The 22736-nt window shown below is 61.6% G+C and carries 23 protein-coding genes and 1 pseudogene; 15 read left to right on the top strand and 9 right to left on the bottom strand.

Features of this window, described 5'->3' with window-relative positions:
- Nucleotides 1–12: 12 nt before the first annotated feature.
- The 4 genes and pseudogenes from moaC to OZ911_RS23905 form a co-directional block, all read left to right on the top strand.
- Nucleotides 13–483, top strand: a complete 471-nt coding sequence (gene moaC, locus OZ911_RS23920) for a cyclic pyranopterin monophosphate synthase MoaC (RefSeq protein WP_016489004.1) — start codon at nucleotides 13–15, stop codon at nucleotides 481–483.
- Nucleotides 483–728, top strand: a complete 246-nt coding sequence (locus OZ911_RS23915) for a MoaD/ThiS family protein (RefSeq protein WP_016489003.1) — start codon at nucleotides 483–485, stop codon at nucleotides 726–728. Before moaC ends, OZ911_RS23915 begins: the two co-directional genes overlap by 1 nt.
- Nucleotides 729–730: 2 nt before the next feature.
- Nucleotides 731–1177 carry a molybdopterin synthase catalytic subunit MoaE gene (moaE, locus tag OZ911_RS23910; protein ID WP_016489002.1) on the top strand — a complete coding sequence of 149 codons (447 nt, stop codon included), beginning with the start codon at nucleotides 731–733 and terminating at the stop codon, nucleotides 1175–1177.
- Between the two features lie 198 nt (nucleotides 1178–1375).
- Nucleotides 1376–1453: pseudogene (locus OZ911_RS23905) on the top strand (molybdenum cofactor biosynthesis protein MoaE); the annotation flags it as partial.
- A gap of 130 nt (nucleotides 1454–1583) precedes the next feature.
- Here the strand turns inward: OZ911_RS23905 and rhlB are convergent.
- Together rhlB and OZ911_RS23895 are read right to left on the bottom strand one after the other, a co-directional pair.
- A complete protein-coding gene (gene rhlB / locus OZ911_RS23900; protein ID WP_070086394.1) occupies nucleotides 1584–3047 on the bottom strand; it encodes an ATP-dependent RNA helicase RhlB in 1464 nt (487 codons plus the stop codon).
- A gap of 100 nt (nucleotides 3048–3147) precedes the next feature.
- Nucleotides 3148–3804 (bottom strand): alpha/beta hydrolase, encoded by a 657-nt coding sequence (locus tag OZ911_RS23895; RefSeq protein WP_016489000.1) that lies wholly within the window; start codon nucleotides 3802–3804, stop codon nucleotides 3148–3150.
- 332 nt (nucleotides 3805–4136) lie between these two features.
- Here OZ911_RS23895 and OZ911_RS23890 point away from each other — a divergent pair, with 332 nt between their 5' ends.
- From OZ911_RS23890 to OZ911_RS23875, 4 genes are all read left to right on the top strand, one after another.
- Entirely contained in the window at nucleotides 4137–5165 is a 1029-nt protein-coding gene (locus tag OZ911_RS23890) for an amino acid ABC transporter substrate-binding protein (RefSeq protein WP_016488999.1), read from the top strand.
- A 67-nt stretch (nucleotides 5166–5232) separates the two neighbouring features.
- On the top strand, nucleotides 5233–6411 hold the full coding sequence (locus tag OZ911_RS23885) for an amino acid ABC transporter permease (RefSeq protein WP_023048689.1): 1179 nt from the start codon (nucleotides 5233–5235) through the stop codon (nucleotides 6409–6411).
- A 10-nt stretch (nucleotides 6412–6421) separates the two neighbouring features.
- The gene (locus OZ911_RS23880; RefSeq protein ID WP_016488997.1) at nucleotides 6422–7519 is read left to right on the top strand and encodes an amino acid ABC transporter permease; all 1098 of its coding nucleotides are present in this window, start codon (nucleotides 6422–6424) and stop codon (nucleotides 7517–7519) included.
- A gap of 10 nt (nucleotides 7520–7529) precedes the next feature.
- Nucleotides 7530–8294, top strand: a complete 765-nt coding sequence (locus OZ911_RS23875) for an amino acid ABC transporter ATP-binding protein (protein ID WP_016498022.1) — start codon at nucleotides 7530–7532, stop codon at nucleotides 8292–8294.
- Between the two features lie 129 nt (nucleotides 8295–8423).
- On the opposite strand, the gene algW is transcribed toward OZ911_RS23875, so the two are convergent.
- Nucleotides 8424–9584 (bottom strand): Do family serine endopeptidase AlgW, encoded by a 1161-nt coding sequence (algW, locus tag OZ911_RS23870; RefSeq protein ID WP_016488995.1) that lies wholly within the window; start codon nucleotides 9582–9584, stop codon nucleotides 8424–8426.
- A 168-nt stretch (nucleotides 9585–9752) separates the two neighbouring features.
- On the opposite strand from algW, the gene OZ911_RS23865 reads away from it, so the two are divergent.
- From OZ911_RS23865 to cysN, 3 genes are all read left to right on the top strand, one after another.
- Entirely contained in the window at nucleotides 9753–10511 is a 759-nt protein-coding gene (locus OZ911_RS23865) for a Nif3-like dinuclear metal center hexameric protein (RefSeq protein WP_023048688.1), read from the top strand.
- A 245-nt stretch (nucleotides 10512–10756) separates the two neighbouring features.
- Nucleotides 10757–11674, top strand: coding sequence for a sulfate adenylyltransferase subunit CysD (gene cysD, locus OZ911_RS23860; RefSeq protein ID WP_003251799.1), 918 nt, complete (start codon nucleotides 10757–10759; stop codon nucleotides 11672–11674).
- A 16-nt stretch (nucleotides 11675–11690) separates the two neighbouring features.
- Complete coding sequence (cysN, locus tag OZ911_RS23855) at nucleotides 11691–13592, top strand: sulfate adenylyltransferase subunit CysN (protein ID WP_016488993.1); 1902 nt, start codon at nucleotides 11691–11693, stop codon at nucleotides 13590–13592.
- Nucleotides 13593–13815: 223 nt separating this feature from the next.
- On the opposite strand, the gene OZ911_RS23850 is transcribed toward cysN, so the two are convergent.
- The 3 genes from OZ911_RS23850 to OZ911_RS23840 form a co-directional block, all read right to left on the bottom strand.
- Nucleotides 13816–14085, bottom strand: a complete 270-nt coding sequence (locus tag OZ911_RS23850; protein ID WP_016488991.1) for a bacteriocin immunity protein — start codon at nucleotides 14083–14085, stop codon at nucleotides 13816–13818.
- On the bottom strand, nucleotides 14079–14399 hold the full coding sequence (locus tag OZ911_RS23845; RefSeq protein ID WP_016488990.1) for a pyocin-S2/colicin E7-DNase domain-containing protein: 321 nt from the start codon (nucleotides 14397–14399) through the stop codon (nucleotides 14079–14081). Before OZ911_RS23845 ends, OZ911_RS23850 begins: the two co-directional genes overlap by 7 nt.
- A gap of 160 nt (nucleotides 14400–14559) precedes the next feature.
- On the bottom strand, nucleotides 14560–15039 hold the full coding sequence (locus OZ911_RS23840; protein WP_016488989.1) for an Lrp/AsnC family transcriptional regulator: 480 nt from the start codon (nucleotides 15037–15039) through the stop codon (nucleotides 14560–14562).
- A gap of 127 nt (nucleotides 15040–15166) precedes the next feature.
- On the opposite strand from OZ911_RS23840, the gene OZ911_RS23835 reads away from it, so the two are divergent.
- Nucleotides 15167–16360 carry a methionine gamma-lyase gene (locus OZ911_RS23835; RefSeq protein WP_016488988.1) on the top strand — a complete coding sequence of 398 codons (1194 nt, stop codon included), beginning with the start codon at nucleotides 15167–15169 and terminating at the stop codon, nucleotides 16358–16360.
- Nucleotides 16361–16453: 93 nt separating this feature from the next.
- On the opposite strand, the gene OZ911_RS23830 is transcribed toward OZ911_RS23835, so the two are convergent.
- On the bottom strand, nucleotides 16454–16891 hold the full coding sequence (locus tag OZ911_RS23830) for a Z-ring associated ZapG family protein (protein WP_016488987.1): 438 nt from the start codon (nucleotides 16889–16891) through the stop codon (nucleotides 16454–16456).
- A 135-nt stretch (nucleotides 16892–17026) separates the two neighbouring features.
- Between OZ911_RS23830 and OZ911_RS23825 the strand changes: the two genes are divergently transcribed.
- The 3 genes from OZ911_RS23825 (at nucleotide 17027) to zapE (ending at nucleotide 20216) form a co-directional block, all read left to right on the top strand.
- Nucleotides 17027–17662, top strand: coding sequence for an alpha/beta hydrolase (locus OZ911_RS23825; protein WP_016488986.1), 636 nt, complete (start codon nucleotides 17027–17029; stop codon nucleotides 17660–17662).
- 25 nt (nucleotides 17663–17687) lie between these two features.
- Nucleotides 17688–19037, top strand: coding sequence for a tryptophan--tRNA ligase (locus OZ911_RS23820; protein ID WP_070086391.1), 1350 nt, complete (start codon nucleotides 17688–17690; stop codon nucleotides 19035–19037).
- 84 nt (nucleotides 19038–19121) lie between these two features.
- Complete coding sequence (gene zapE, locus OZ911_RS23815) at nucleotides 19122–20216, top strand: cell division protein ZapE (RefSeq protein ID WP_016488984.1); 1095 nt, start codon at nucleotides 19122–19124, stop codon at nucleotides 20214–20216.
- Between the two features lie 126 nt (nucleotides 20217–20342).
- On the opposite strand, the gene OZ911_RS23810 is transcribed toward zapE, so the two are convergent.
- Together OZ911_RS23810 and OZ911_RS23805 are read right to left on the bottom strand one after the other, a co-directional pair.
- On the bottom strand, nucleotides 20343–21263 hold the full coding sequence (locus OZ911_RS23810) for a GlxA family transcriptional regulator (protein ID WP_172455912.1): 921 nt from the start codon (nucleotides 21261–21263) through the stop codon (nucleotides 20343–20345).
- A gap of 189 nt (nucleotides 21264–21452) precedes the next feature.
- Nucleotides 21453–22493: an NADP(H)-dependent aldo-keto reductase gene (locus tag OZ911_RS23805; protein ID WP_023048285.1), complete on the bottom strand. Its 1041-nt coding sequence runs from the start codon at nucleotides 22491–22493 to the stop codon at nucleotides 21453–21455.
- Nucleotides 22494–22736 lie beyond the last annotated feature (243 nt).

Genomic DNA, 22736 nt, shown 5'->3' with positions numbered 1-22736 from the left:
AGGAGCAGAGCAGTGCTGACACATCTTGATTCCCAGGGGCGGGCCAACATGGTCGACGTCACTGAAAAGGCCGTGACCGAGCGCGAGGCCACTGCCGAGGCGCGGGTGCGCATGTTGCCGCAGACCTTGCAGATGATCGTCGACGGGGAGCATCCCAAGGGCGACGTGTTCGCCGTGGCGCGCATTGCCGGGATCCAGGCGGCGAAGAAGACCAGCGACCTGATCCCGCTTTGCCACCCGCTGATGCTGACCAGCGTCAAGGTCGAGCTCAGTGCCGAGGGCCAGGACGCCGTGCGGATTGTCGCCCGTTGCAAGCTGGCCGGGCAGACCGGCGTGGAGATGGAGGCGCTGACCGCTGCCAGCGTTGCCGCGCTGACGATCTATGACATGTGCAAGGCTGTGGACAAGGGCATGGTCATCGAACAGGTACGCCTGCTGGAAAAGCTCGGCGGCAAAAGTGGCCACTACAAGGTGCAGGCATGATGAAGGTCAAGGTGATGTACTTCGCCCGCTACCGCGAACTGCTGGGTGTGGATGGCGAGCGTGTAGAGGGCGCGTTCAAGGTGCTGGACGATGTGCGCCAGGCCCTGGTGGGCAAGGGTGGGCACTATGCGGTGCTGGCTGAGCAGAACCTGATGTGCGCGCGCAACGAAGAGCTGTGCAAGCTCGATGAGCCACTGCAAGAGGGTGATGAAGTGGCGTTCTTCCCGCCGGTGACCGGAGGCTGAACATGGCAGTGCGAGTGCAACACGGCGCGTTCGACCCAGGGGCCGAGGTGAATGCCATGCATGCGGCCAATGTTGGCGTGGGCGCGGTGGTCGGTTTTGTTGGCTATGTGCGGGATTTCAACGATGGCCGCGAAGTGGCGGGGATGTTCCTTGAGCACTACCCGGGCATGACCGAAAAGGCGCTGGCCAAGATCGTGGTCGAGGCCGAGCAGCGCTGGCCGTTGCTCAAGGTGGAGGTTTTGCACCGCATCGGTGCGCTGGAACCGGGCGAGCCGATCGTGTTTGTTGGCGTGGCCAGTGCCCATCGGCAGGCGGCGTTCGAGGCCTGCAACTTCATCATGGACTACCTGAAGACCCGGGCGCCGTTCTGGAAGAAGGAAAATACCCAGGAAGGGCCGCGGTGGGTTGAAGGCAAGCAGAGTGACCAGGATGCGGCGGGGCGCTGGTAGATTGCTGTCTGATGGCCGGGGCTTTGCCCCGGTTCGCGGGGCAAGCCCGCTCCCACAGGTTCTTTGCTGAACCCAAGGGCAGCGGAAAATCTGTGGGAGCGGGCTTGTCCCGCGAAGAGGCCGGCACAGGTCAGTGGTGTTTGCGCGGCACTGGCTTTAGCAGTTCATCGGGCGGCATTTCGCACTTGATCTTGCGCCCAGAAGGAAAATACGCAGGAAGGGCCGCGGTGGGTTGAAGGCAAGCAGAGTGACCAGGATGCGGCGGGGCGCTGGTAGATTGCTGTCTGATGGCCGGGGCTTTGCCCCGGTTCGCCGTGCAAGCCCGCTCCCACAGGTTCTTTGCTGAACCCAAGGGCAGCGGAAAATCTGTGGGAGCGGGCTTGTCCCGCGAAGAGGCCGGCACAGGTCAGTGGTGTTTGCGCGGCACCGGCTTTAGCAGTTCATCGGGCGGCATTTCGCACTTGATCTTGCGCCCCAGCAGCTCTTCGATCGCCGGCAACTGGTACGAGTCATCCTCCCCGGCAAAACTGATCGACACGCCACTGGCCCCCGCGCGGCCGGTACGGCCAATGCGGTGCACGTAGTCGTCCGGGTCTTCTGGCAGGGTGAAGTTGATCACGTGGCTGATACCATCGATATGGATGCCACGCCCGGCCACGTCGGTGGCCACCAGCACCGTGATGCGCCCTTCGCGGAAGTTTTCCAGGGTGCGGATGCGCTTGTGCTGGGGCACATCGCCCGACAGCTGGGCGGCATTGATGCCGTCGCGCACCAGTTTTTCCTCGATGCGCCGCACTTCGTCCTTGCGGTTGGCAAACACCATCACCCGTTCCCAGTTGTTCTGGGTCACCAGGTTGTACAGCAGCTTGTATTTGTCGCTACCCGCCACTGCATACACGTGCTGCTCGACCGTTTCGCTGGCCACGTTTTCCGGCTCGATCTCGACGATGGCCGGGTTGGTGGTCCACTGCTTCGCCAGGTTCATCACGTCGTCGGTGAAGGTGGCGGAGAACAGCAGGGTCTGGCGCTCGCTTTTCGGTGGTGTCTGGCGAATGATCTGGCGCACCTGTGGGATGAAACCCATGTCGAGCATGCGGTCGGCTTCGTCCAGCACCATCACCTCGACCATGTCCAGGTGCACTTCGCCGCGCTGGTTGAAGTCCAGCAGGCGGCCCGGGGTGGCCACCAGGATGTCGCAGTGGCGTGCTTCAAGGGCTTTGAGCTGCTTGTCGAAGTCCATGCCGCCAACAAAGCTCATGACGTTCAGGCCGGTGTACTTGGTCAGCGCCACGGCGTCCTTGGCGATCTGCACCACCAGCTCGCGGGTAGGGGCGATGATCAGCGCGCGTGGCTCGCCCATGTAGCGTTCCTTGGGCGGTGGCGTCTGCTGCAGTTGGGAAATGATCGAGATCAGGAACGCCGCAGTCTTGCCGGTACCTGTCTGGGCCCGGCCAATGGCGTCCTGACCACGCAGGGTATACCCCAGCACCTGCGCCTGGATCGGCGTGCAGTACGGGAAGCCCAGGTCGTGGATGGCGTGCATCAGCTCGTTGGACAGCTTGAAGTCGTGGAAGCGGGTCTTGCCTTCCTGCGGCTCGACCACGAAGTCTTCCGGTTTCCACAGGCTGGCCTGTGGCTTGGGCTTGCGCTCGCGACGCGGTTTGTCCTTGGCCGCTTTGTCGGCAGGTGGCGTAGCAGCAGCGGGTTGTTCAGCCTTTGGGGCGGGGTTGGCATGCGCTACGGCCGGTTTTGCTGCGGGCCGGGCCTCGCTGGCGGGTGCGGGCGCAGGCGGTGCCACGCTGGCAGCAGGAGCAACGGCGTGTGGCGCGGCGTCTCCCTTGCCGAATATTTTCTTGAGTGCTTTGAGCACGATCGTCTCATCAACTGATTAAGGAATGTACGCCTGGCAGTGTAATGCAAGATCCGGGCGCGGCGTAGTGGAATACTCCCACAACTACAAGAGAGCCAGCCTATTGCAGCTGTTTGCTCAACCATTCGTAGATGTCGTTCAGTTCTTCGACCACCACTTCGTGTTCCATCGGGTATTCGTGCCAGCGGGCGGCGACGCCCCAGGTGTTCAGGTACTCGAAAGCGGTGCGGCCCATGGACGGGATCACCACCGGGTCATGCACGCCATGCAGGCACAGGGCCGGGGTGCGCTGTTGGCAGGCACTCAACTGGTGCTGGTCGTTGAAGGTGGGGGCATAGGTGGACAGGGCAATCACCCCACCCAGTGCTTCTTGCCACTTTATATAGGCAGTGTGCAGCACCACCGCGCCACCTTGGGAAAAACCGGCCAGGAAGATACGGGACAGGTTGATGCCTTTGGCCTGCTCGGCCTTGATCAGGGCAACCACTTGCTCGGCTGACGCTTCCAGCTGCGCTTCGTCAATGGCGCGGGCCGGGGTCATGGCCTTGATGTCATACCAGCTGGGCATGGCATAACCGCCATTTATGGTGACTGGCCGGGTCGGGGCCTGGGGCATGATGAACCGGGTGCTGAGCAGGCGCTCCTGCATGAATTCGGCTACCGGTAGGAAGTCGTAACGGTCGGCCCCCAAACCGTGCAACCAGATCACACAGGCATCAGCGGTTTTCTGTGGTTCGAGAATCAGCGGGTTGGTCATGACTGCTCCGAAAGTGTGCGGGTCTTGTTATGGCGTGCGTGAAAAGAAGGCGCTGGAAATGATTGTCGGAAAAAGAATGTCGCAACGATACAACTTTCCCCACTTGACGAGCGCTTAAACGCTACAGCCAGAGAATCTGGTACGCGCTTTGCAATTCAATCTGCGATGCAAAGGGCAGGCCGAAACGGTAACACCCTTTGCACGCGAAGGCTGTCACAGAACAGTCCATTGCGCCAAGTGACCCAATAACAAGCCAATATGGGTCGGATACGCCTCAAAAGGGTGCGGTGCAATTCCGGCTCGATACAACAAGAGCGATTTGGAGGTTGTGAATGAAGATGTTGAAAACCACCCTGGCAGTCCTGACCGCTGCCGCCGCACTGGGCGCCGTGAGCAATGCCCAGGCCGGCGCCACCCTCGATGCGGTCAAGAAGAAGGGCTTCGTCCAGTGTGGCGTGAGCGACGGTCTTCCGGGCTTCTCGGTACCTGATGCGCAAGGCAAGATCGTCGGTATCGACGCCGATGTCTGCCGCGCCGTGGCCGCTGCCGTGTTCGGCGACGCGACCAAGGTCAAGTTCAGCCAGCTCAACGCCAAGGAACGCTTCACCGCCCTGCAGTCGGGCGAGGTCGACGTGCTGTCGCGCAACACCACCTGGACCAGCTCGCGCGATGCCGGCATGGGCCTGGTGTTTGCCGGTGTCACCTACTACGACGGGGTTGGCTTCCTGGTCAACAAGAAGCTGGGTGTATCCAGCGCCAAAGAGCTCGATGGCGCAACCATCTGTATCCAGGCCGGTACCACCACCGAGTTGAACGTGTCGGACTTCTTCCGCGCCAATAACCTGAAGTACACCCCGATCACCTTCGACACCTCGGACGAAAGCGCCAAGTCGCTGGAGTCGGGCCGTTGCGACGTGCTGACCTCGGACAAGTCGCAGCTGTTTGCCCAGCGTTCCAAGCTGGCCGCGCCGACCGACTACGTGGTACTGCCGGAAACCATCTCCAAGGAGCCACTGGGCCCGGTGGTGCGCAAAGGCGACGAGGAGTGGTTCAGCATCGTCAAGTGGACCCTGTTCGCCATGCTCAACGCCGAAGAGGCAGGCATCACCTCGAAAAATGTCGAGGCCGAAGCCAAGGGCACCAAAAACCCTGACGTCGCCCGCCTGTTGGGTGCGGATGGTGAGTACGGCAAGGACCTCAAGCTGCCCAAAGACTGGGTAGTACAGATCGTCAAGCAAGTCGGCAACTACGGTGAAGTGTTCGAGAAGAACCTGGGCCAGAGCACCGACCTGAAGATCGACCGTGGCATGAACGCCCTGTGGAACAACGGCGGCATCCAGTACGCGCCACCCGTGCGCTGATGGTTGCACCCTGCGGCGGCATCCCGCCGCTGCAGGCTGTTCGAATCCCTACTGTCCGGGGCACTTCATGCAAAATCAAATCGGCGCACCCAAGGGCTTGTCCCTTAACGATCCGCGTGTGCGCGCGTGGCTGTTCCAGATCCTCACGATCGTCTTCGTGGTCGGCCTGGGCTGGTACCTGTTCCACAACACGCAAACCAACCTGCAACACCGGGGTATCACCTCGGGCTTCGACTTCCTCGACCGCAGTGCCGGCTTCGGCATCGCCCAGCACCTGATCCCCTATGTGGAATCCGACAGTTATGCGCGGGTGTTCGTCATCGGCCTGCTCAATACCCTGCTGGTCACCTTCATCGGCGTCATCCTGGCGACGGTTCTGGGCTTCATCATTGGGGTGGCTCGCCTGTCACCGAACTGGATGATCAACAAACTGGCGACCGTGTATGTGGAAACCTTCCGCAACATTCCGCCGCTGCTGCAGATCCTGTTCTGGTACTTCGCCGTGTTCCTGACCCTGCCGGGACCGCGCGGCAGCATCAACATCGACGATATGTTCTTCATCAGCAACCGTGGCCTGAACATGCCGGGCGCGTCCATGGCCGATGGCTTCTGGCCGTTCGTCGTTGCCTTGGGGGTGGCGATTGCCGCCACTGTCGTGATGGTGCGCCTGGCCAACAAGCGCTTCGATGAGACCGGCGTGCCGTTCCACAAGTTCTGGGGGGGGCTGGCGCTACTGCTCGTCATCCCGGGCCTGAGCGTGCTGTTGTTCGGCAGCCCGGTAAGCTGGGAGGTGCCGCAGCTCAAGGGCTTCAACTTCGTCGGTGGCTGGGTGCTGATCCCCGAACTGCTGGCGCTGACCTTGGCGCTGACTATCTACACGGCAGCTTTCATCGCTGAAATCGTGCGTTCTGGCATCCGTTCGGTCAGCCATGGCCAGACCGAGGCCGCGCGCTCGCTGGGCCTGCGCGAGGGCCCGACCCTGCGCAAGGTGATCATTCCCCAGGCACTGCGGGTGATCATTCCGCCGCTGACCAGCCAGTACCTGAACCTGGCGAAGAACTCGTCGCTGGCGGCCGGTATCGGCTACCCGGAGATGGTCTCGCTGTTCGCCGGCACCGTGCTCAATCAGACCGGCCAGGCTATCGAGGTGATCGCCATCACCATGAGTGTCTATCTCGCCATCAGCATCAGCATTTCGCTGCTGATGAACTGGTACAACAAGCGCATTGCGCTGATCGAGCGGTGAGGATACGCCTGTGAATGCCCATGTTTTCAAACCCGATATGCCGCCACCGGTGAAAACCGTCGGCGTGCTCGCATGGATGCGTGCCAATCTGTTCTCCAGCTGGCTCAACACGCTGTTGACCCTGTTCGCCATCTACCTGGTATGGCTGATCGTACCGCCGCTTGTTCAGTGGGCGTTGATCGACGCCAACTGGGTCGGCACCACACGCGCCGACTGCACCAAGGAGGGCGCCTGCTGGGTGTTCGTGCAGCAGCGCTTTGGCCAGTTCATGTACGGCTACTACCCGGCCGAGCTGCGCTGGCGGGTGGACCTGACGGTGTGGCTTGCCGTCATCGGCGCTGCGCCGCTGTTCATCAAGCGCTTCCCGCGCAAGGCCTTCTACGGCCTGGGCTTCCTGGTGCTGTACCCGGTACTGGCCTACACCCTGCTGCACGGTGGGTACCTGGGCCTGGAGAGCGTACCGACCAGCCAGTGGGGCGGGCTGATGCTGACCCTGGTGATTGCCACCGTGGGTATCGTCGGCGCCTTGCCACTGGGCATCCTGCTGGCCCTGGGCCGGCGTTCGAGGATGCCGGCCGTGAAGGTGGTGTGCGTGACCTTCATCGAGTTCTGGCGCGGCGTGCCATTGATCACCGTGCTGTTCATGTCGTCGGTGATGCTGCCGTTGTTCCTGCCCGAAGGCATGAGCTTCGACAAGCTGCTGCGGGCGATGATCGGCGTGATCCTGTTCCAGTCGGCGTATATCGCCGAGGTGGTGCGCGGTGGTTTGCAGGCCATCCCCAAGGGCCAGTACGAAGCTGCCGCCGCCATGGGCCTGGGCTATTGGCGTTCGATGGGCCTGGTGATTCTGCCGCAAGCGCTCAAGCTGGTGATTCCCGGCATCGTCAACACCTTCATTGCCCTGTTCAAGGACACCAGCCTGGTGATCATCATCGGCCTGTTCGACCTGCTGAACAGCGTCAAGCAAGCCGCCGCCGACCCGGCCTGGCTGGGCATGGCTACCGAGGGCTATGTGTTCGCCGCCCTGGTGTTCTGGATTTTCTGTTTCGGTATGTCCCGCTACTCCATGCACCTGGAGCGCAAGCTGGACACTGGCCACAAGCGTTAGGAGTTTCGAAATGAGTGAAGCGATCAAGCAGCCTGCCGGCCCCGAAGGCATCATCCAGATGCAGGGTGTGAACAAGTGGTACGGCCAGTTCCATGTGCTCAAGGACATCAACCTGAACGTGCGCCAGGGCGAGCGCATTGTGCTGTGCGGGCCATCCGGCTCGGGCAAGTCCACCACCATCCGTTGCCTCAACCGCCTGGAAGAGCACCAGCAGGGGCGCATCGTGGTCGATGGCGTCGAGCTGACCAACGACCTCAAGCAGATCGAGGCCATCCGCCGTGAAGTGGGCATGGTGTTCCAGCACTTCAACCTGTTCCCGCACCTGAGCATTCTGGAAAACTGCACCTTGGCGCCGATGTGGGTGCGCAAGATGCCGCGGCGCAAGGCCGAGGAAATTGCCATGCATTATTTGGAGCGCGTGCGTATTCCCGAGCAGGCGCACAAGTACCCGGGGCAGTTGTCGGGTGGCCAGCAGCAGCGTGTGGCGATTGCCCGTGCGCTGTGCATGAAGCCGAAGATCATGCTGTTCGACGAGCCGACCTCGGCGCTGGACCCTGAAATGGTCAAGGAAGTGCTCGATACCATGGTGGGCCTGGCCGAAGACGGCATGACCATGCTCTGCGTGACCCACGAGATGGGTTTTGCCCGCACCGTGGCGAACCGGGTGATCTTCATGGACAAGGGGGAGATTGTGGAGCAGGCGGCGCCGGATGACTTCTTCGACCGGCCGCGCAGTGACCGGACCCGGTTGTTCCTGAGCCAGATCCTGCATTGATGCTGTTTGGGCTGCGCGGCAGCCCTTCACGGGCACGCCCGCTCCCACAGGTTTAGCGCTGGCTTTGGAGCCAGCGTAGTTCCTGTGGAAGCGCGCGTGCCCGCGAAGGGCCGCAACGCGGCCCTGGGTTTATTTCTCTTCCTGGCTGGCAGCCGGCGCCGGCGGCGGCCGCAGCCCCACCTCGGCAACCAGCTTCAACTGCTGCCCATTGCGCATCACCTCGATGGTGATCTTCTCGTTGGGTTTGATCCGCGCCACTTGGTTCATCGACTTGCGGCCATCACCGGCCGGTTCGCCGTTGATGCTCAGGATCACGTCACCCAGTTGCAACCCGGCCTTGGCCGCCGGGCCTTCGCGGAAAATACCTGCAACCACGATACCCGGGCGGTCCTTCATGCCGAACGATTCGGCCAGCTCCTGGCTCAGCGGTTGCACCTCGATGCCCAGCCAGCCACGGATCACCTGGCCGTGCTCGACGATCGACTTCATTACCTCCAGTGCCAGTTTCACCGGGATGGCGAAGCCAATGCCTTGTGAACCGCCGGACTTGGAGAAAATCGCGGTGTTGATGCCAACCAGGTTGCCATTGGCATCGACCAGCGCGCCGCCCGAGTTGCCGGGGTTGATCGCTGCGTCGGTCTGGATGAAGTCTTCGTAGTTGTTCAGGCCCAGCTGGTTACGGCCGGTAGCGCTGATGATACCCATGGTCACGGTCTGGCCAACACCAAACGGGTTGCCGATGGCCAGCGACACGTCGCCGATGTGAATGGTGTCCGAACGGCCTATGGTGATCGCCGGCAGGTTCTTCAGGTCAATCTTCAGCACCGCCAGGTCGGTTTCCGGGTCGCTGCCGATCACGCGGGCCAGGGTTTCGCGGCCATCTTTCAGGGCCACGACGATCTGGTCGGCGCCGCTGGTGACGTGGTTGTTGGTCAGCAGGTAGCCCTCGGGGCTCATGATCACCGCCGAGCCCAGGCTCGACTCCCAGCGGCGCTGCTTGGGCAGGTTATCGCCGAAGAAGCGGCGGAACTGCGGGTCTTCGAACAGCGGATGTGCACTCTTGTTCACCACCTTGGTGGTGTACAGGTTGACCACTGCAGGGGCAGCCAGTGTCACGGCGTCGGCGTACGACACCGGGCCTTGCATGATCCGCGTGGTCTGCGGTGCCTGTTGCAGGTTGACGTCCTGGCTGGGCAGGCCTACCCACTCCGGGAAGCGCTGGATGATCAGCATGGCGATCAGTACGCCGGTAAGCAGGGGCCAGCCAAAGTAACGCAAAGCCTTGAACATGAACGAATCCTGGAAAGAGCGAGGGCCAGTGGCCGCGCAGTGGGGCATGAGCGCGCGGGATCATACACCGGTTCCCCCAGTGCCGGCGACGGCCCATAATGGCCGGCATTATACGGGCGTTCCATTGGCGTTGCGCCCGAGAAAAGCGCAGTTTTCGAGGAGATTTTCATGGCCGTCGCTCTAAACACCCTGGTCGAGGAAGCCGAGCGTTACCTGGGCAGCGCGAAGATCCAGGATTATTGCCCCAATGGCCTGCAAGTAGAGGGCCGGCCGCAGGTCAGCCGTATCGTCAGTGGTGTTACCGCCAGCCAGGCGTTGCTGGATGCTGCGGTCGAGGCCCAGGCCGACCTGGTGCTGGTGCACCATGGTTACTTCTGGAAGGGTGAGAACCCGTGCATCACCGGTATCCGCCAGCGTCGTCTGAAAACCTTGCTGAACAACGACATCAGCCTGCTGGCGTTTCACCTGCCGCTGGATGTTCACCCGGAGGTGGGCAACAACGTGCAGCTGGCGCGGCAACTGGACATCACCGTCGAAGGGCCGCTGGACCCGGAGAACCCCAAGGTGGTCGGGTTGGTCGGCTCACTGGCCGAACCTGTGACTGCCCGCGATTTTGCCCGGCGGGTTCAGGAAGTGCTGGGGCGTGAGCCATTGCTGGTGGAGGGGGAGCAGATGATCCGCCGGGTCGGCTGGTGCACCGGTGGCGGGCAGGGTTACATCGACACGGCGATTACCGCCGGGGTGGACCTGTACCTGACCGGCGAGGCGTCGGAGCAGACCTATCACAGTGCGCGCGAGAATGGCGTCAGTTTCATTGCTGCCGGGCACCATGCCACCGAGCGTTACGGGGTGCAGGCACTGGGCGATTACCTGGCGCGGCGGTTTGCCGTGGAGCACCTGTTCATTGATTGCCCCAATCCCATTTGATATCAGCGTTGCCTGCTTCGCGGGCTCGCCCGCTCCCACAGGGATCGCACCAAGCCTGGGGGGGCAATACCTGTGGGAGCGGGCGAGCCCGCGAAAGGGCCGGGCCTGGCAGCCCAAACCCGCAGTCATATCGTTAGACCTTTTCGATCTAGCCCGCCTCCTAAATAGAAGCAGCCGCTGTGATAAAGTGGCTCGCTCGAACACGGCCCGCAGGCCGTCCATAAGATCGTTTTTCGTGAGTAGCCATGGTCGACAAACTGACGCACTTGAAACAGCTGGAGGCGGAGAGCATCCACATTATCCGCGAGGTGGCCGCCGAGTTCGACAACCCGGTGATGCTGTACTCGATCGGCAAGGATTCCGCCGTGATGCTGCACCTGGCGCGCAAGGCCTTCTTCCCGGGCAAGCTGCCGTTCCCGGTGATGCACGTCGACACCCAGTGGAAATTCCAGGAGATGTACAGCTTCCGCGACAAGATGGTCGAGGAAATGGGCCTGGAACTGATCACCCACGTCAACCCTGAGGGTGTGGCGCAGGGCATCAACCCGTTCACCCATGGCAGCTCCAAGCACACCGACATCATGAAGACCCAGGGCCTGAAGCAGGCACTGGACAAGCATGGTTTCGACGCCGCCTTTGGTGGCGCGCGCCGCGACGAAGAGAAGTCGCGGGCCAAAGAGCGTGTGTATTCGTTCCGCGACAGCAAGCACCGCTGGGACCCGAAGAACCAGCGCCCCGAGCTGTGGAACGTGTACAACGGCAAGGTCAACAAGGGCGAGTCGATCCGCGTGTTCCCGCTGTCGAACTGGACCGAGCTGGACATCTGGCAGTACATCTACCTAGAAGGCATCCCGATCGTGCCGCTGTACTTCGCCGCCGAGCGTGAAGTCATCGAGAAGAACGGCACCCTGATCATGATCGACGACGAGCGTATCCTCGAGCACCTCTCCGAGGAAGAGAAAGCCCGTATCGTCAAGAAGAAGGTGCGTTTCCGTACCCTCGGTTGCTACCCGTTGACGGGGGCTGTCGAGTCGGAAGCCGAAACGCTGACCGACATCATTCAGGAAATGCTCCTGACGCGCACTTCCGAGCGCCAGGGCCGGGTCATCGACCACGATGGCGCCGGTTCCATGGAAGACAAGAAACGTCAGGGCTACTTCTAATTTTCAGGGTTACTCCATGTCGCACCAATCCGATTTGATCAGCGAAGACATCCTCGCTTATCTGGCTCAGCACGAGCGCAAAGAACTGCTGCGTTTCCTCACCTGTGGCAACGTGGATGACGGCAAGAGCACCCTGATCGGGCGCCTGCTGCACGACTCGAAGATGATCTACGAGGACCACCTCGAAGCCATCACCCGTGATTCGAAGAAAGTCGGCACTACCGGCGAAGAAGTCGACCTGGCACTGCTGGTCGACGGCCTGCAGGCCGAGCGCGAGCAGGGCATCACCATCGATGTCGCCTACCGCTACTTCTCCACCGCCAAACGCAAGTTCATCATCGCCGACACCCCTGGCCACGAGCAGTACACCCGCAACATGGCCACCGGTGCGTCCACCTGTGACCTGGCGATCATCCTGGTCGATGCCCGCTATGGCGTGCAGACCCAGACCCGCCGCCACAGCTACATTGCCTCGCTGCTGGGCATCAAGCACATCGTGGTCGCAGTCAACAAGATGGACCTGAAGGGCTTCGATGAAGGCGTCTTCGAGTCGATCAAGGCCGACTACCTGAAGTTTGCCGAAGCCATCAACCTGACCCCGAGCAGCCTGCACTTCGTACCAATGTCGGCGCTCAAGGGCGACAACGTGGTCAACCACAGCGAGCAATCGCCGTGGTACGCCGGCCCGACGCTGATGGAAATCCTCGAAACCGTCGAGGTTGCGGCCGACCGCAACTTCACCGACCTGCGCTTCCCGGTGCAGTACGTGAACCGCCCGAACCTGAACTTCCGCGGCTTCGCCGGCACCATCGCCAGTGGCGTGGTGCACAAGGGCGACGAAATCGTCGTGCTGCCGTCGGGCAAGAGCAGCCGCGTCAAGTCCATCGTCACCTACGAAGGTGAGCTGGAAAACGCCGGCCCAGGCCAAGCCGTGACCCTGACCATGGAAGACGAGATCGACATCTCCCGTGGCGACCTGCTGGTACATGCCGACAACGTGCCGCCAGTGACCGATCAGTTCGACGCCATGCTGGTGTGGATGGCCGAGGAGCCAATGCTCCCGGGCAAGAAGTACGACATCAAGCGCGCCACCAGCTATGTGCCGGGCTCGATTGCCAGCATCACCCACAAGGTCGATGTGAACACCCTGGAGCAGGGCGCTGCCAGCGCGCTGCAGCTGAACGAGATCGGCCGCGTGAAGGTAGCGCTGGACACCTCGATCGCCCTGGACGGCTACGACAGCAACCGCACCACCGGTGCGTTCATTGTCATCGACCGCCTGACCAACGGCACCGTCGGTGCCGGCATGATCATCGCGCCACCCGTTCTGCCACACGGCAGCACCGGCCAGCATGGCAAGCAGGCCCACGTGTCTACCGAAGAGCGCGCCCTGCGCTTCGGCCAGCAGCCAGCCACCGTGCTGTTCAGCGGCCTGTCCGGCGCTGGCAAGAGCACCCTGGCCTATGCCGTGGAGCGCAAGCTGTTCGACATGGGCCGTGCGGTGTACGTGCTGGACGGCCAGAACCTGCGCCACGACCTGAACAAGGGCCTGCCGCAAGACCGCGCCGGCCGCACCGAAAACTGGCGCCGCGCCGCCCATGTGGCGCGCCAGTTCAACGAAGCCGGCCTGCTGACCCTGGCTGCGTTCGTGGCCCCGGATGCCGAAGGCCGCGAACAGGCCAAGGCCCTGATCGGCAAAGACCGCCTGGTGACGGTGTACGTACAGGCTTCGCCGCTGGCTTGCCGCGAGCGTGACCCACAAGGCTTGTACGCGGCCGGTGGCGACAACATCCCGGGCGAAAGCTTCCCGTTCGATGTGCCGCTGGATGCCGACCTTGTGATCGACACCCAGGCCACCAGCGTGGATGAAGGTGTGAAACTGGTGCTGGACGTGCTGCGTCAGCGCGGCGCGATCTAAGCGCTGGCCTGCAAGAAAAAACCCGCTTCGGCGGGTTTTTTTATGCGCGTAATCCTTGGGTTGTGCGGAGCCTTTAAGGCCAACCGCTTTGTTGAGAATCTGAAAGTTTGCGCGATCACTGTAGGAGCGGCTTTAGCCGCGAACACCGGCAGAGCCGGTGCCATGTACCGCCGCTGGCAAAGGTTCTTCGCTAAGCCTCTGAGCTGCATCCAGACCTGGCAGGCTAGTTAATTTTAATTCTGAACACTGCAAGACCCTTTGACGCTCTCCATTCCAAGACGCGCGCCATGACCTGCTCGGCGCATCTTCCCCGATCTTCCTCGGGGTAATAGATAAGGTCAGCGCCATCAGGATGTTCAACCACTTCGATAAAGTGTTCCAGCAATCGATCCTGCCAAGCACGCGAGCCTGTCGCCTGAATCAACGCCTCAACAATCAGCCGGAACTCATCGTATGAATAGTCGGCCAGGCAGTGTTTCAGCCTGATCACCATGGCGTCTCCGATGACAGCGCGTATTGCATGGCGCTCATGATCCGCAGGTTTTCAGCGTCGTACATCAACCCACCCCACTCGGGCGGGTTCAGCTGGCCTATCTGATAAGAACGCAGACCCTTTACCGTCTCATGGAATGGCGCCCGAGGGGGCCAGCCTTTCTTGAGGCGGTTGAGTTGGGCGGGGATGAATTGCTGGCTGTAGACTGGGTCTTCTGCGATCGCCAGCCAGAAGGATTGGGAGAAATGGTCGAAGCTGTGGAATGTCCGACCTTCGAGTTTACGGATGATGAATTCTGGAAGAAGGCTGGCCATAGAGTCGTCCCTGAGTTGAAGGCAGGGAAAGTGTGCCCGGGGACGAGTTTTTTTTATGTCAGAGGTAGGGGGTATGGAAGTAGGCACGTTCCTGATGATTAGAAGGAGATTTCTTAGATGTGCTTTCCTACACCGGATTTTCCGTTTTCTCGGATTTGTCTTAAATATGTTTCTCTGACACTGGTATCACCCGTTTCTCCTTCACCGCCTTGTAGGAAAAACTCGAATAGATCTCCTTCACTCCCGGCAGCCGCTGCAGCACTTCCCGGGTGAATTCCCCGAACGACTCCAGGTCCCGCGCCAGGATCTCCAGCAAAAAGTCATAGCGCCCGGAGATGTTGTGGCAGGCGACGATTTCGGGAATCTCCATCAGCCGCTGCTCGAACGCCAGCGCCATGTCCTTGGTGTGCGAGTCCATCATGATGCTTACGAACGCGGTCACGCCAAACCCCAGCGACTTGGGCGAGAGGATGGCCTGGTAGCCGGTGATGTAGCCGTTGTCTTCCAGCAGTTTGACCCGACGCCAGCAGGGCGAGGTGGTCAACGCTACCTGGTCGGCGAGTTCGGCAACGGTCAGGCGGGCATTGTCCTGCAAAGCGGCGAGCAGGGCGCGGTCGGTGCGGTCGAGGCTTGAAGGCATGTTTTGCCCTCCTGGTCCGTTGATTGTTGTTTTTATTCCAGCAAGCACGCAAATGCGTGGGCTATTTTGGAAAAAATCGGGCAGCTCGGTGGCATAAGCTTATAACAAACCACAAGAGGCTGTTGCCATGCGCGACTCCCATAACAACACCGGTTTTTCCACGCGGGCCATTCACCATGGCTACGACCCGCTTTCCCACGGAGGCGCCCTGGTGCCGCCGGTGTACCAGACCGCTACCTATGCCTTCCCCACTGTTGAATACGGCGCTGCTTGCTTCGCCGGGGAAGAGGCAGGGCACTTCTACAGCCGCATCTCCAATCCCACCTTGGCCTTGCTTGAGCAACGCATGGCCTCGTTGGAGGGCGGTGAGGCGGGATTGGCGCTGGCGTCGGGTATGGGCGCCATTACCTCGACCATCTGGACCCTGTTGCGCCCCGGTGATGAACTGATCGTCGGGCGCACCCTGTATGGCTGTACCTTCGCGTTTCTGCACCATGGGATTGGCGAGTTCGGAGTCAAGATTCACCATGTCGACCTCAATGACGCCAAGGCCCTCAAAGCGGCGATCAACAGTAAAACGCGGATGATCTACTTCGAAACGCCGGCCAACCCCAATATGCAACTGGTCGACATCGCAGCGGTGGTCGAGGCTGTACATGGGAGAGACGTGCTTGTGGTAGTCGACAACACCTACTGCACGCCGTACCTGCAGCGGCCACTGGAGCTGGGGGCGGACCTGGTGGTGCATTCGGCGACCAAGTACCTCAGCGGCCATGGCGACATCACCGCCGGCCTGGTGGTGGGGCGCAAGGCGTTGGTCGACCGGATTCGCCTGGAAGGGCTCAAAGACATGACCGGGGCTGTGCTGTCACCGCATGACGCTGCGTTGTTGATGCGGGGTATAAAGACCTTGGCGCTGCGCATGGACCGGCATTGCGCCAATGCCCTGGAGGTGGCGAAGTTCCTGGCCCGGCAGCCCCAGGTGGAATTGATTCACTATCCGGGCTTGCCGTCGTTTGCCCAGTACGACCTGGCACGGCGGCAGATGCGTTTGCCGGGCGGGATGATTGCCTTTGAGCTCAAGGGCGGTATCGAGGCCGGGCGGCGCTTCATGAATGCCCTGCAGCTATTTGCGCGGGCGGTGAGCCTGGGGGATGCCGAGTCGCTGGCGCAACACCCGGCGAGCATGACGCACTCCAGTTACACGCCCCAGGAGCGCGCCCATCACGGGATATCGGAGGGGCTGGTGAGATTGTCGGTTGGGCTGGAGGATGTGGAGGATCTGCTGCTGGATATCGAGGAGGCGCTGGGGCATCTGTAGAAGCGGCCTTGTGCCGCGAAAAGGGCCCGCAGCGGCAAGAACACGGCATACACAAAAAAGGCCTCTTGCGAGGCCTTTTACAGGTTCAGTGGATCAACGCTTGAGCCCGTAGCTCTCGTCCAGCATGCCCGGCGAGTTCGGCGCTTTTGGCGCATAGTCGCGCGGCACTTCGGCGGTGTCTTTCGGTGGGGTCAGGCGGTCACGCGGGCCTTGCGGCGCTTCGGAATGCAGGGCAGCCAGCAGGCGCTGGCGAGTGACTTCATCAAGGGCCAGGCTGTTGGCGCCTTCAGCCAGGTGATCCTGTACGTCCTGGTAGCTCTGGGTCAGTTTCTTGACCAGCATGGCAGTGCTGTTGAAGTGGGTGACCACTTCGTTCTGGTAGCTGTCGAAGCGCTTCTGGATGTCATCCAGTTGGCGCTGGGTGTTGCTGGGTGCTGCGTTGGGCAGCAGGCGGGCAACAATGAAACCGACCGCCACGCCAATGACCAGGGCCAGGGTTGGCAACAACCAAACAAGGAGCGAGAGTTCCACGAGTCCTTCCTCTATAAACGGCTTTGCTTTACGTTAACGGCTCAGACCTGCGCTGTATACCGCGAGCGATCGCAAATCAGAACAGAATTTCACACCTAGACGAATCGACCCTTCCCGAGGTCACGGAGTAGTGCCTTGCTTGTCCGCGAAACCCCCTTGTTCATCGATGGCCCCGCCGGCCAGCTGGAAGCCTTGTACCTGGACGTGGCTGACGCCCGTGGCGCGGTGCTGATCTGCCACCCCAACCCGGTCCAGGGCGGCACCATGCTCAACAAGGTGGTCTCGACCCTGCAACGCACCGCCCGTGATGCCGGTTACGCGACCCTGCGTTTCAACTACCGTGGCGTCGGCCAGAGCGCCGGCAGCCATGACATGGGGGCCGGCGAAGTGGCCGATGCCGAGGCCGCGGCAGCCTGGCTGCGTAGCTCGCACCCAGAGTTGCCGCTGGTGTTGATGGGCTTTTCGTTCGGTGGTTTCGTTGCCACCAGCCTGGCCGGGCGACTTGAAACTGCAGGCGTCGAGTTGCAGCACCTGTTCATGATCGCCCCGGCGGTCATGCGCCTGACCGCCGAATTCCCGCTGCCGCAGCGCTGCCCGGTGACCGTGGTGCAGCCGGACGCCGACGAAGTCGTCGCACCGCAGCTGGTTTACGATTGGTCCGACAGCCTGACGCGCCCCCATGAGCTGCTGAAAGTGGCAGAATGCGGACACTTCTTCCATGGCAAGCTGACCGATCTGAAGGATCTGCTGCTGCCGCGCCTTTCGAACTGAGCCAAGCCTGAATAAGCGAACACCCATGACCACGCGCATTCTTACCGGTATCACTACCACCGGCACTCCGCACCTGGGCAACTACGCCGGCGCCATTCGCCCTGCGATCCGTGCCAGCCAGCAGCCCGGTGTCGACTCGTTCTACTTCCTGGCCGACTACCACGCCCTGATCAAATGCGATGACCCGCTGCGCATCCAGCGTTCACGCCTGGAAATCGCCGCCACCTGGCTGGCCGGTGGCCTTGACCCGGACAAAGTGACTTTCTATCGCCAGTCCGACATCCCGGAAATTCCCGAACTGACCTGGCTGCTGACCTGCGTTGCCGCCAAGGGCCTGCTCAACCGCGCGCATGCCTACAAGGCCTCGGTGGACAAGAACGTCGAAAATGGGGAGGACCCGGACGCCGGCGTGACCATGGGCCTGTTCAGCTACCCGGTGCTGATGGCCGCGGACATCCTCATGTTCAACGCCAACAAGGTGCCGGTCGGCCGTGACCAGATCCAGCACGTGGAAATGGCCCGCGACATCGGCCAACGCTTCAACCACCTGTTCGGCCAGGGCCAGGACTTCTTCGCCCTGCCAGAGGCGGTGATCGAGGAAACCGTGGCCACGCTGCCAGGCCTGGACGGGCGCAAGATGTCCAAGAGCTACGACAACACCATCCCGTTGTTCACCAGCGCCAAGGACATGAAAGACGCCATCTCGCGCATCGTGACTGACTCGCGCGCGCCGGGTGAAGCGAAAGACCCGGACAACTCGCACCTGTTCACCCTGTACCAGGCCTTCTCGACGCCGGAGCAATGCGCCGGGTTCCGCGAAGAGCTGTTGCAGGGCCTGGGCTGGGGTGATGCCAAGCAGCGCCTGTTCCAGTTGCTGGATGGCCAGCTGGCGGAAAAACGCGAGTACTACCACCAACTGATCGCACGCCCGGCGGACCTGGAAGACATCCTGCTGGCCGGTGCCGCCAAGGCCCGCAAGATTGCCACGCCGTTCCTCGAGCAACTGCGCGAAGCCGTTGGCCTGCGTTCGTTCCGCAGCAGCGTGCAGGCCACCACCGAGGTGAAGAAGAAGTCAGCCAAGAGCGCGCGCTTCGTCAGCTTCCGTGACGAAGACGGCAGCTTCCGTTTCCGCCTGTTGGCCGCTGACGGTGAGCAACTGCTGCTGTCGCGCAGCTTCGCTGACGGCAAGAGTGCTGGCGCCGTGAGCAAGCAGCTGCAGCAGGGTGGCGAGGCCGATGTACGGGTAGAAGGCCTGAGCTTCGGCCTGTGGCTCAATGGCGAGCAGGTCGCCGACGGGCCGCAGTTTGACAGCGCGCAAGCCCGTGATGCCGCCATTCAGAGCCTGCGTGATGCCCTGGCACCACAGCAGGACTGAGGCATATTGACGCAAGTCTGATTGCCATTAAGCGGGCCTGTCGCTACAGTGACGGCCCGTTTTTTGTTGCCTCGCTAACGAATTATGACTCCCTTAGAACGCTATCAAGCAGATCTGAAACGTCCCGACTTCTTCCATGACGCGGCGCAGGAAACTGCGGTGCGTCACTTGCAGCGCCTGTACGACGACCTGGTACAAGCGCAGAACAACAAGCCGGGCATGTTCGGCAAACTGTTCGGCAAGAAGGAGCAGACCCCGGTCAAGGGCCTGTATTTCTGGGGTGGGGTAGGGCGAGGCAAGACCTACCTGGTCGATACCTTCTACGAAGCGCTGCCGTTCAAGCAGAAGATGCGTACGCACTTCCACCGCTTCATGAAGCGTGTGCACGAGGAAATGAAAACCCTCAAGGGCGAGAAGAACCCGCTGACCATCATCGCCAAGCGCTTCAGCGAAGAAGCCCGGGTGATCTGTTTCGACGAATTCTTCGTGTCGGACATTACCGATGCGATGATCCTCGGCACTCTGATGGAAGAGCTGTTCAAAAATGGTGTGTCGCTGGTGGCCACTTCCAACATCGTGCCAGACGGCCTTTACAAGGACGGCCTGCAGCGTGCGCGCTTCTTGCCGGCCATCGCCATGATCAAGCAGTACACCGACGTGGTGAACGTGGATAGCGGGGTCGACTACCGCCTGCGCCACCTGGAGCAGGCCGAACTGTTCCACTTCCCACTCAATGACGCGGCGCACCAGAGCATGCGCGCCAGCTTCAAGGCGCTCACCCCTGAGTGCACGCAGGCGATCGAGAACGACGTGCTGATGATCGAGAACCGTCCGATCAATGCCCTGCGCACCTGTGACGATGTCGCCTGGTTCGACTTCCGCGCCCTTTGCGATGGGCCGCGCAGCCAGAACGACTACATCGAACTGGGCAAGATCTTCCACGCCGTGCTGCTGAGCAATGTGGAGCAGATGGGTGTTGCCACCGACGACATCGCCCGCCGCTTCATCAACATGGTGGACGAATTCTACGACCGCAACGTCAAGCTGATCATCTCGGCCGAGGTGGAGCTGAAAGACCTGTACACCGGCGGGCGCCTGAGCTTCGAGTTCCAGCGTACCCTCAGCCGGTTGCTGGAGATGCAGTCGCACGAATTCCTGTCGCGCGCACACAAGCCGTAAGATTTTTGGGGCCGCTTTGCGGCCCATTCGCGACGCAAGGCCGCTGCCACATTGATCGGCGCACGCTGGGCATTTGTGGGAGCGGCCTTGTGCCGCGAATGGGCTGCAAAGCAGCCCCGCAAGGCCTCAAGCCTCTTGCATGAACTGCTGCCGATACTGGTTCGGCGACAGCTCGGTGTGCTGGCGGAACAGCCGCGCAAAGAAACTGGCATCGTCATAACCGACCTCGTAGCTGATGGTCTTGATGCTCTTGCGTGTGCTCGACAGTAACCCCTTGGCGGTCTCGATCCGCAGCCGTTGCAGGTAGTGCAGCGGCTTGTCACCCGTCGCGCCCTGGAAGCGGCGCATGAAATTGCGGATGCTCATGCCGTGGTTGCGGGCAACGTCCTCGAAGCGGAACTTGTCGGCGAAGTGCTCCTCCAGCCAATGCTGAATCTGCAGGATGATCAGGTCCTGGTGCAGCTTCTGCCCGCCAAAGCCCATGCGCCCCGGGGTGTAGTTGCGCTGCACTTCGTAAAGAATGTCGCGCGACACGGCGCGGGCCACGTTGGCACCGCAGAAGCGCTCGATCAGGTAGATGTACAGGTCGCAGGCCGACGTGGCCCCGCCGGCGCAATAGATATTGTCGGCGTCGGTCAGGTGCTTGTCCTGATTCAACCGGATCTTCGGGAAGCGCTCGGCAAAGCTGTTGAAGAAGCGCCAGTAGGTAGTCGCCTCCTTGCCATCGAGCAGGCCGGACTCGGCCAGCCAGAACACGCCACTGGCCTCGGCGCACAGCACCGCGCCGCGGGCATGCTGTTCACGCAGCCATGGGAGCACCTGTGGATAACGTTGCAGCAGGTTGTCGAAGTCGTCCCAGTAGGCCGGGAGAATGATGACGTCGGCGTCGTCCAGGCCACCGTCGACCGGAAGCTGCACATTGCTGAAGCTGTCCACCGGCTGGCCGTCGGGGCTCACCAGGCAGATCTCGAACATGGGCTGCAAGCCCAGGCCTAGCTGCTTGCTGTAACGCAGGCTGGCGAGGTGAAAGAAATCCTTGGCCTGCATCAAGGTCGAAGCAAACACCTTGTCAATGGCCAGGATGCTGACGCGCCGCAGCGACGCGGAGGGTTGGGTAAACATCATTGTCATTGTTCTTATAGGGTAGAGTGGTCAATCACCGGCTGGATCGTCTTATTTTTTGGCGATTGTGTCTACCCCGTGTAGCGGCGGGGCTGCAATGCAGCCCCTTTCAGCTCAAGGCGCCGGGTTCGGCTGCGCCTGGTGTATGGCTTCGATCGCTGCCAGCAACTCATCGCTCAGGCTCAGCTCAAGGCTCGCCAGGTTGCTGTCCAGCTGTTGCAGGCTGGTCGCGCCAATGATGTTGCTGGTCACGAACGGTTGCCGGGTGACGAACGCCAGGGCCATCTGCGCCGGGTCCAGGCCGTGCTCGCGGGCCAGCTGCACATAGCGGCTGCAGGCTGCGACGGTCTGCGGGTTGGAGTATCGGGCAAAGCGGCTGAACAGGGTCAGGCGCGCGTTGTCCGGCCGTGCGCCGTTCTCGTACTTGCCCGAGAGCATGCCGAAGGCCAGCGGCGAATAGGCCAGCAGGCCGCACTGCTCACGGATTGCCACCTCTGCCAGGCCCACCTCGAAGCTGCGGTTGAGCAGGTTGTACGGGTTCTGGATCGACACCGCCCGCGGCCAGCCCCGGCTATCGGCCAGTTGCAAGAATTTCATGGTGCCCCACGGCGTTTCGTTGGACAGGCCGATGTGACGGATCTTGCCCGCCCGTACCTGCTCGTCGAGTACCTCGAGGGTTTCTTCCAGCGGGGTGAAGTGGTCCTGTGGCAGGTGCTGGTAGCCCAGCTTGCCGAAGAAGTTGGTGCTGCGTTCCGGCCAGTGCAGCTGGTACAGGTCGATACGGTCGGTCTGCAGGCGCTTCAGGCTCTCCTCCAGCGCCGCCACGATGTGCTGGCGGTTGTGCTTGAGCTGGCCGTCGCGAATGTGGCTGATGCCGTTGCCGGGGCCTGCCACCTTGCTGGCCAGCACCCAGTCGTCGCGATCACCGTTGTCGCGGAACCAGTTGCCGATGACGCGCTCGGTAGCCGCGTAGGTTTCCGGGCGCGGCGGCACCGGATACATCTCGGCGGTGTCGATGAAGTTGATCCCGGCGGCCTTGGCCCGGGCAATCTGTTCGAAGGCTTCGGCCTGAACGTTCTGTTCGCCCCAGGTCATGGTGCCCAGGCACAGGGCGCTGACATTGAGGTCGGTACGGCCGAGCTGACGGTATTCCATCGGTTAGACACTCCTTGGCAATAGATGCCCATCAAAGCAGGTTGAAATTTTTCTCGCAATCTGGATAATTCAGCCCCTCTCCGCGTGGCGGAAGTGATGCACCATCACGCAGGAAGAACCCCGTCGAACATTGGCGTGCCCGACCCGAGCCCCCAAAAGCGTCTGTGTTCGGCTGCGCGCTTGCCCTTGGCAAGCTGTGCACTATCCAGTAAGATTCGCCGTCTATTTTTCGCTGGGCGGCCT

This window comes from Pseudomonas fortuita, assembly GCF_026898135.2.
GTDB classification, from domain to species: Bacteria; Pseudomonadota; Gammaproteobacteria; order Pseudomonadales; family Pseudomonadaceae; genus Aquipseudomonas; species Aquipseudomonas fortuita.
This window is presented reverse-complemented; position numbering and strand designations above follow the sequence as displayed.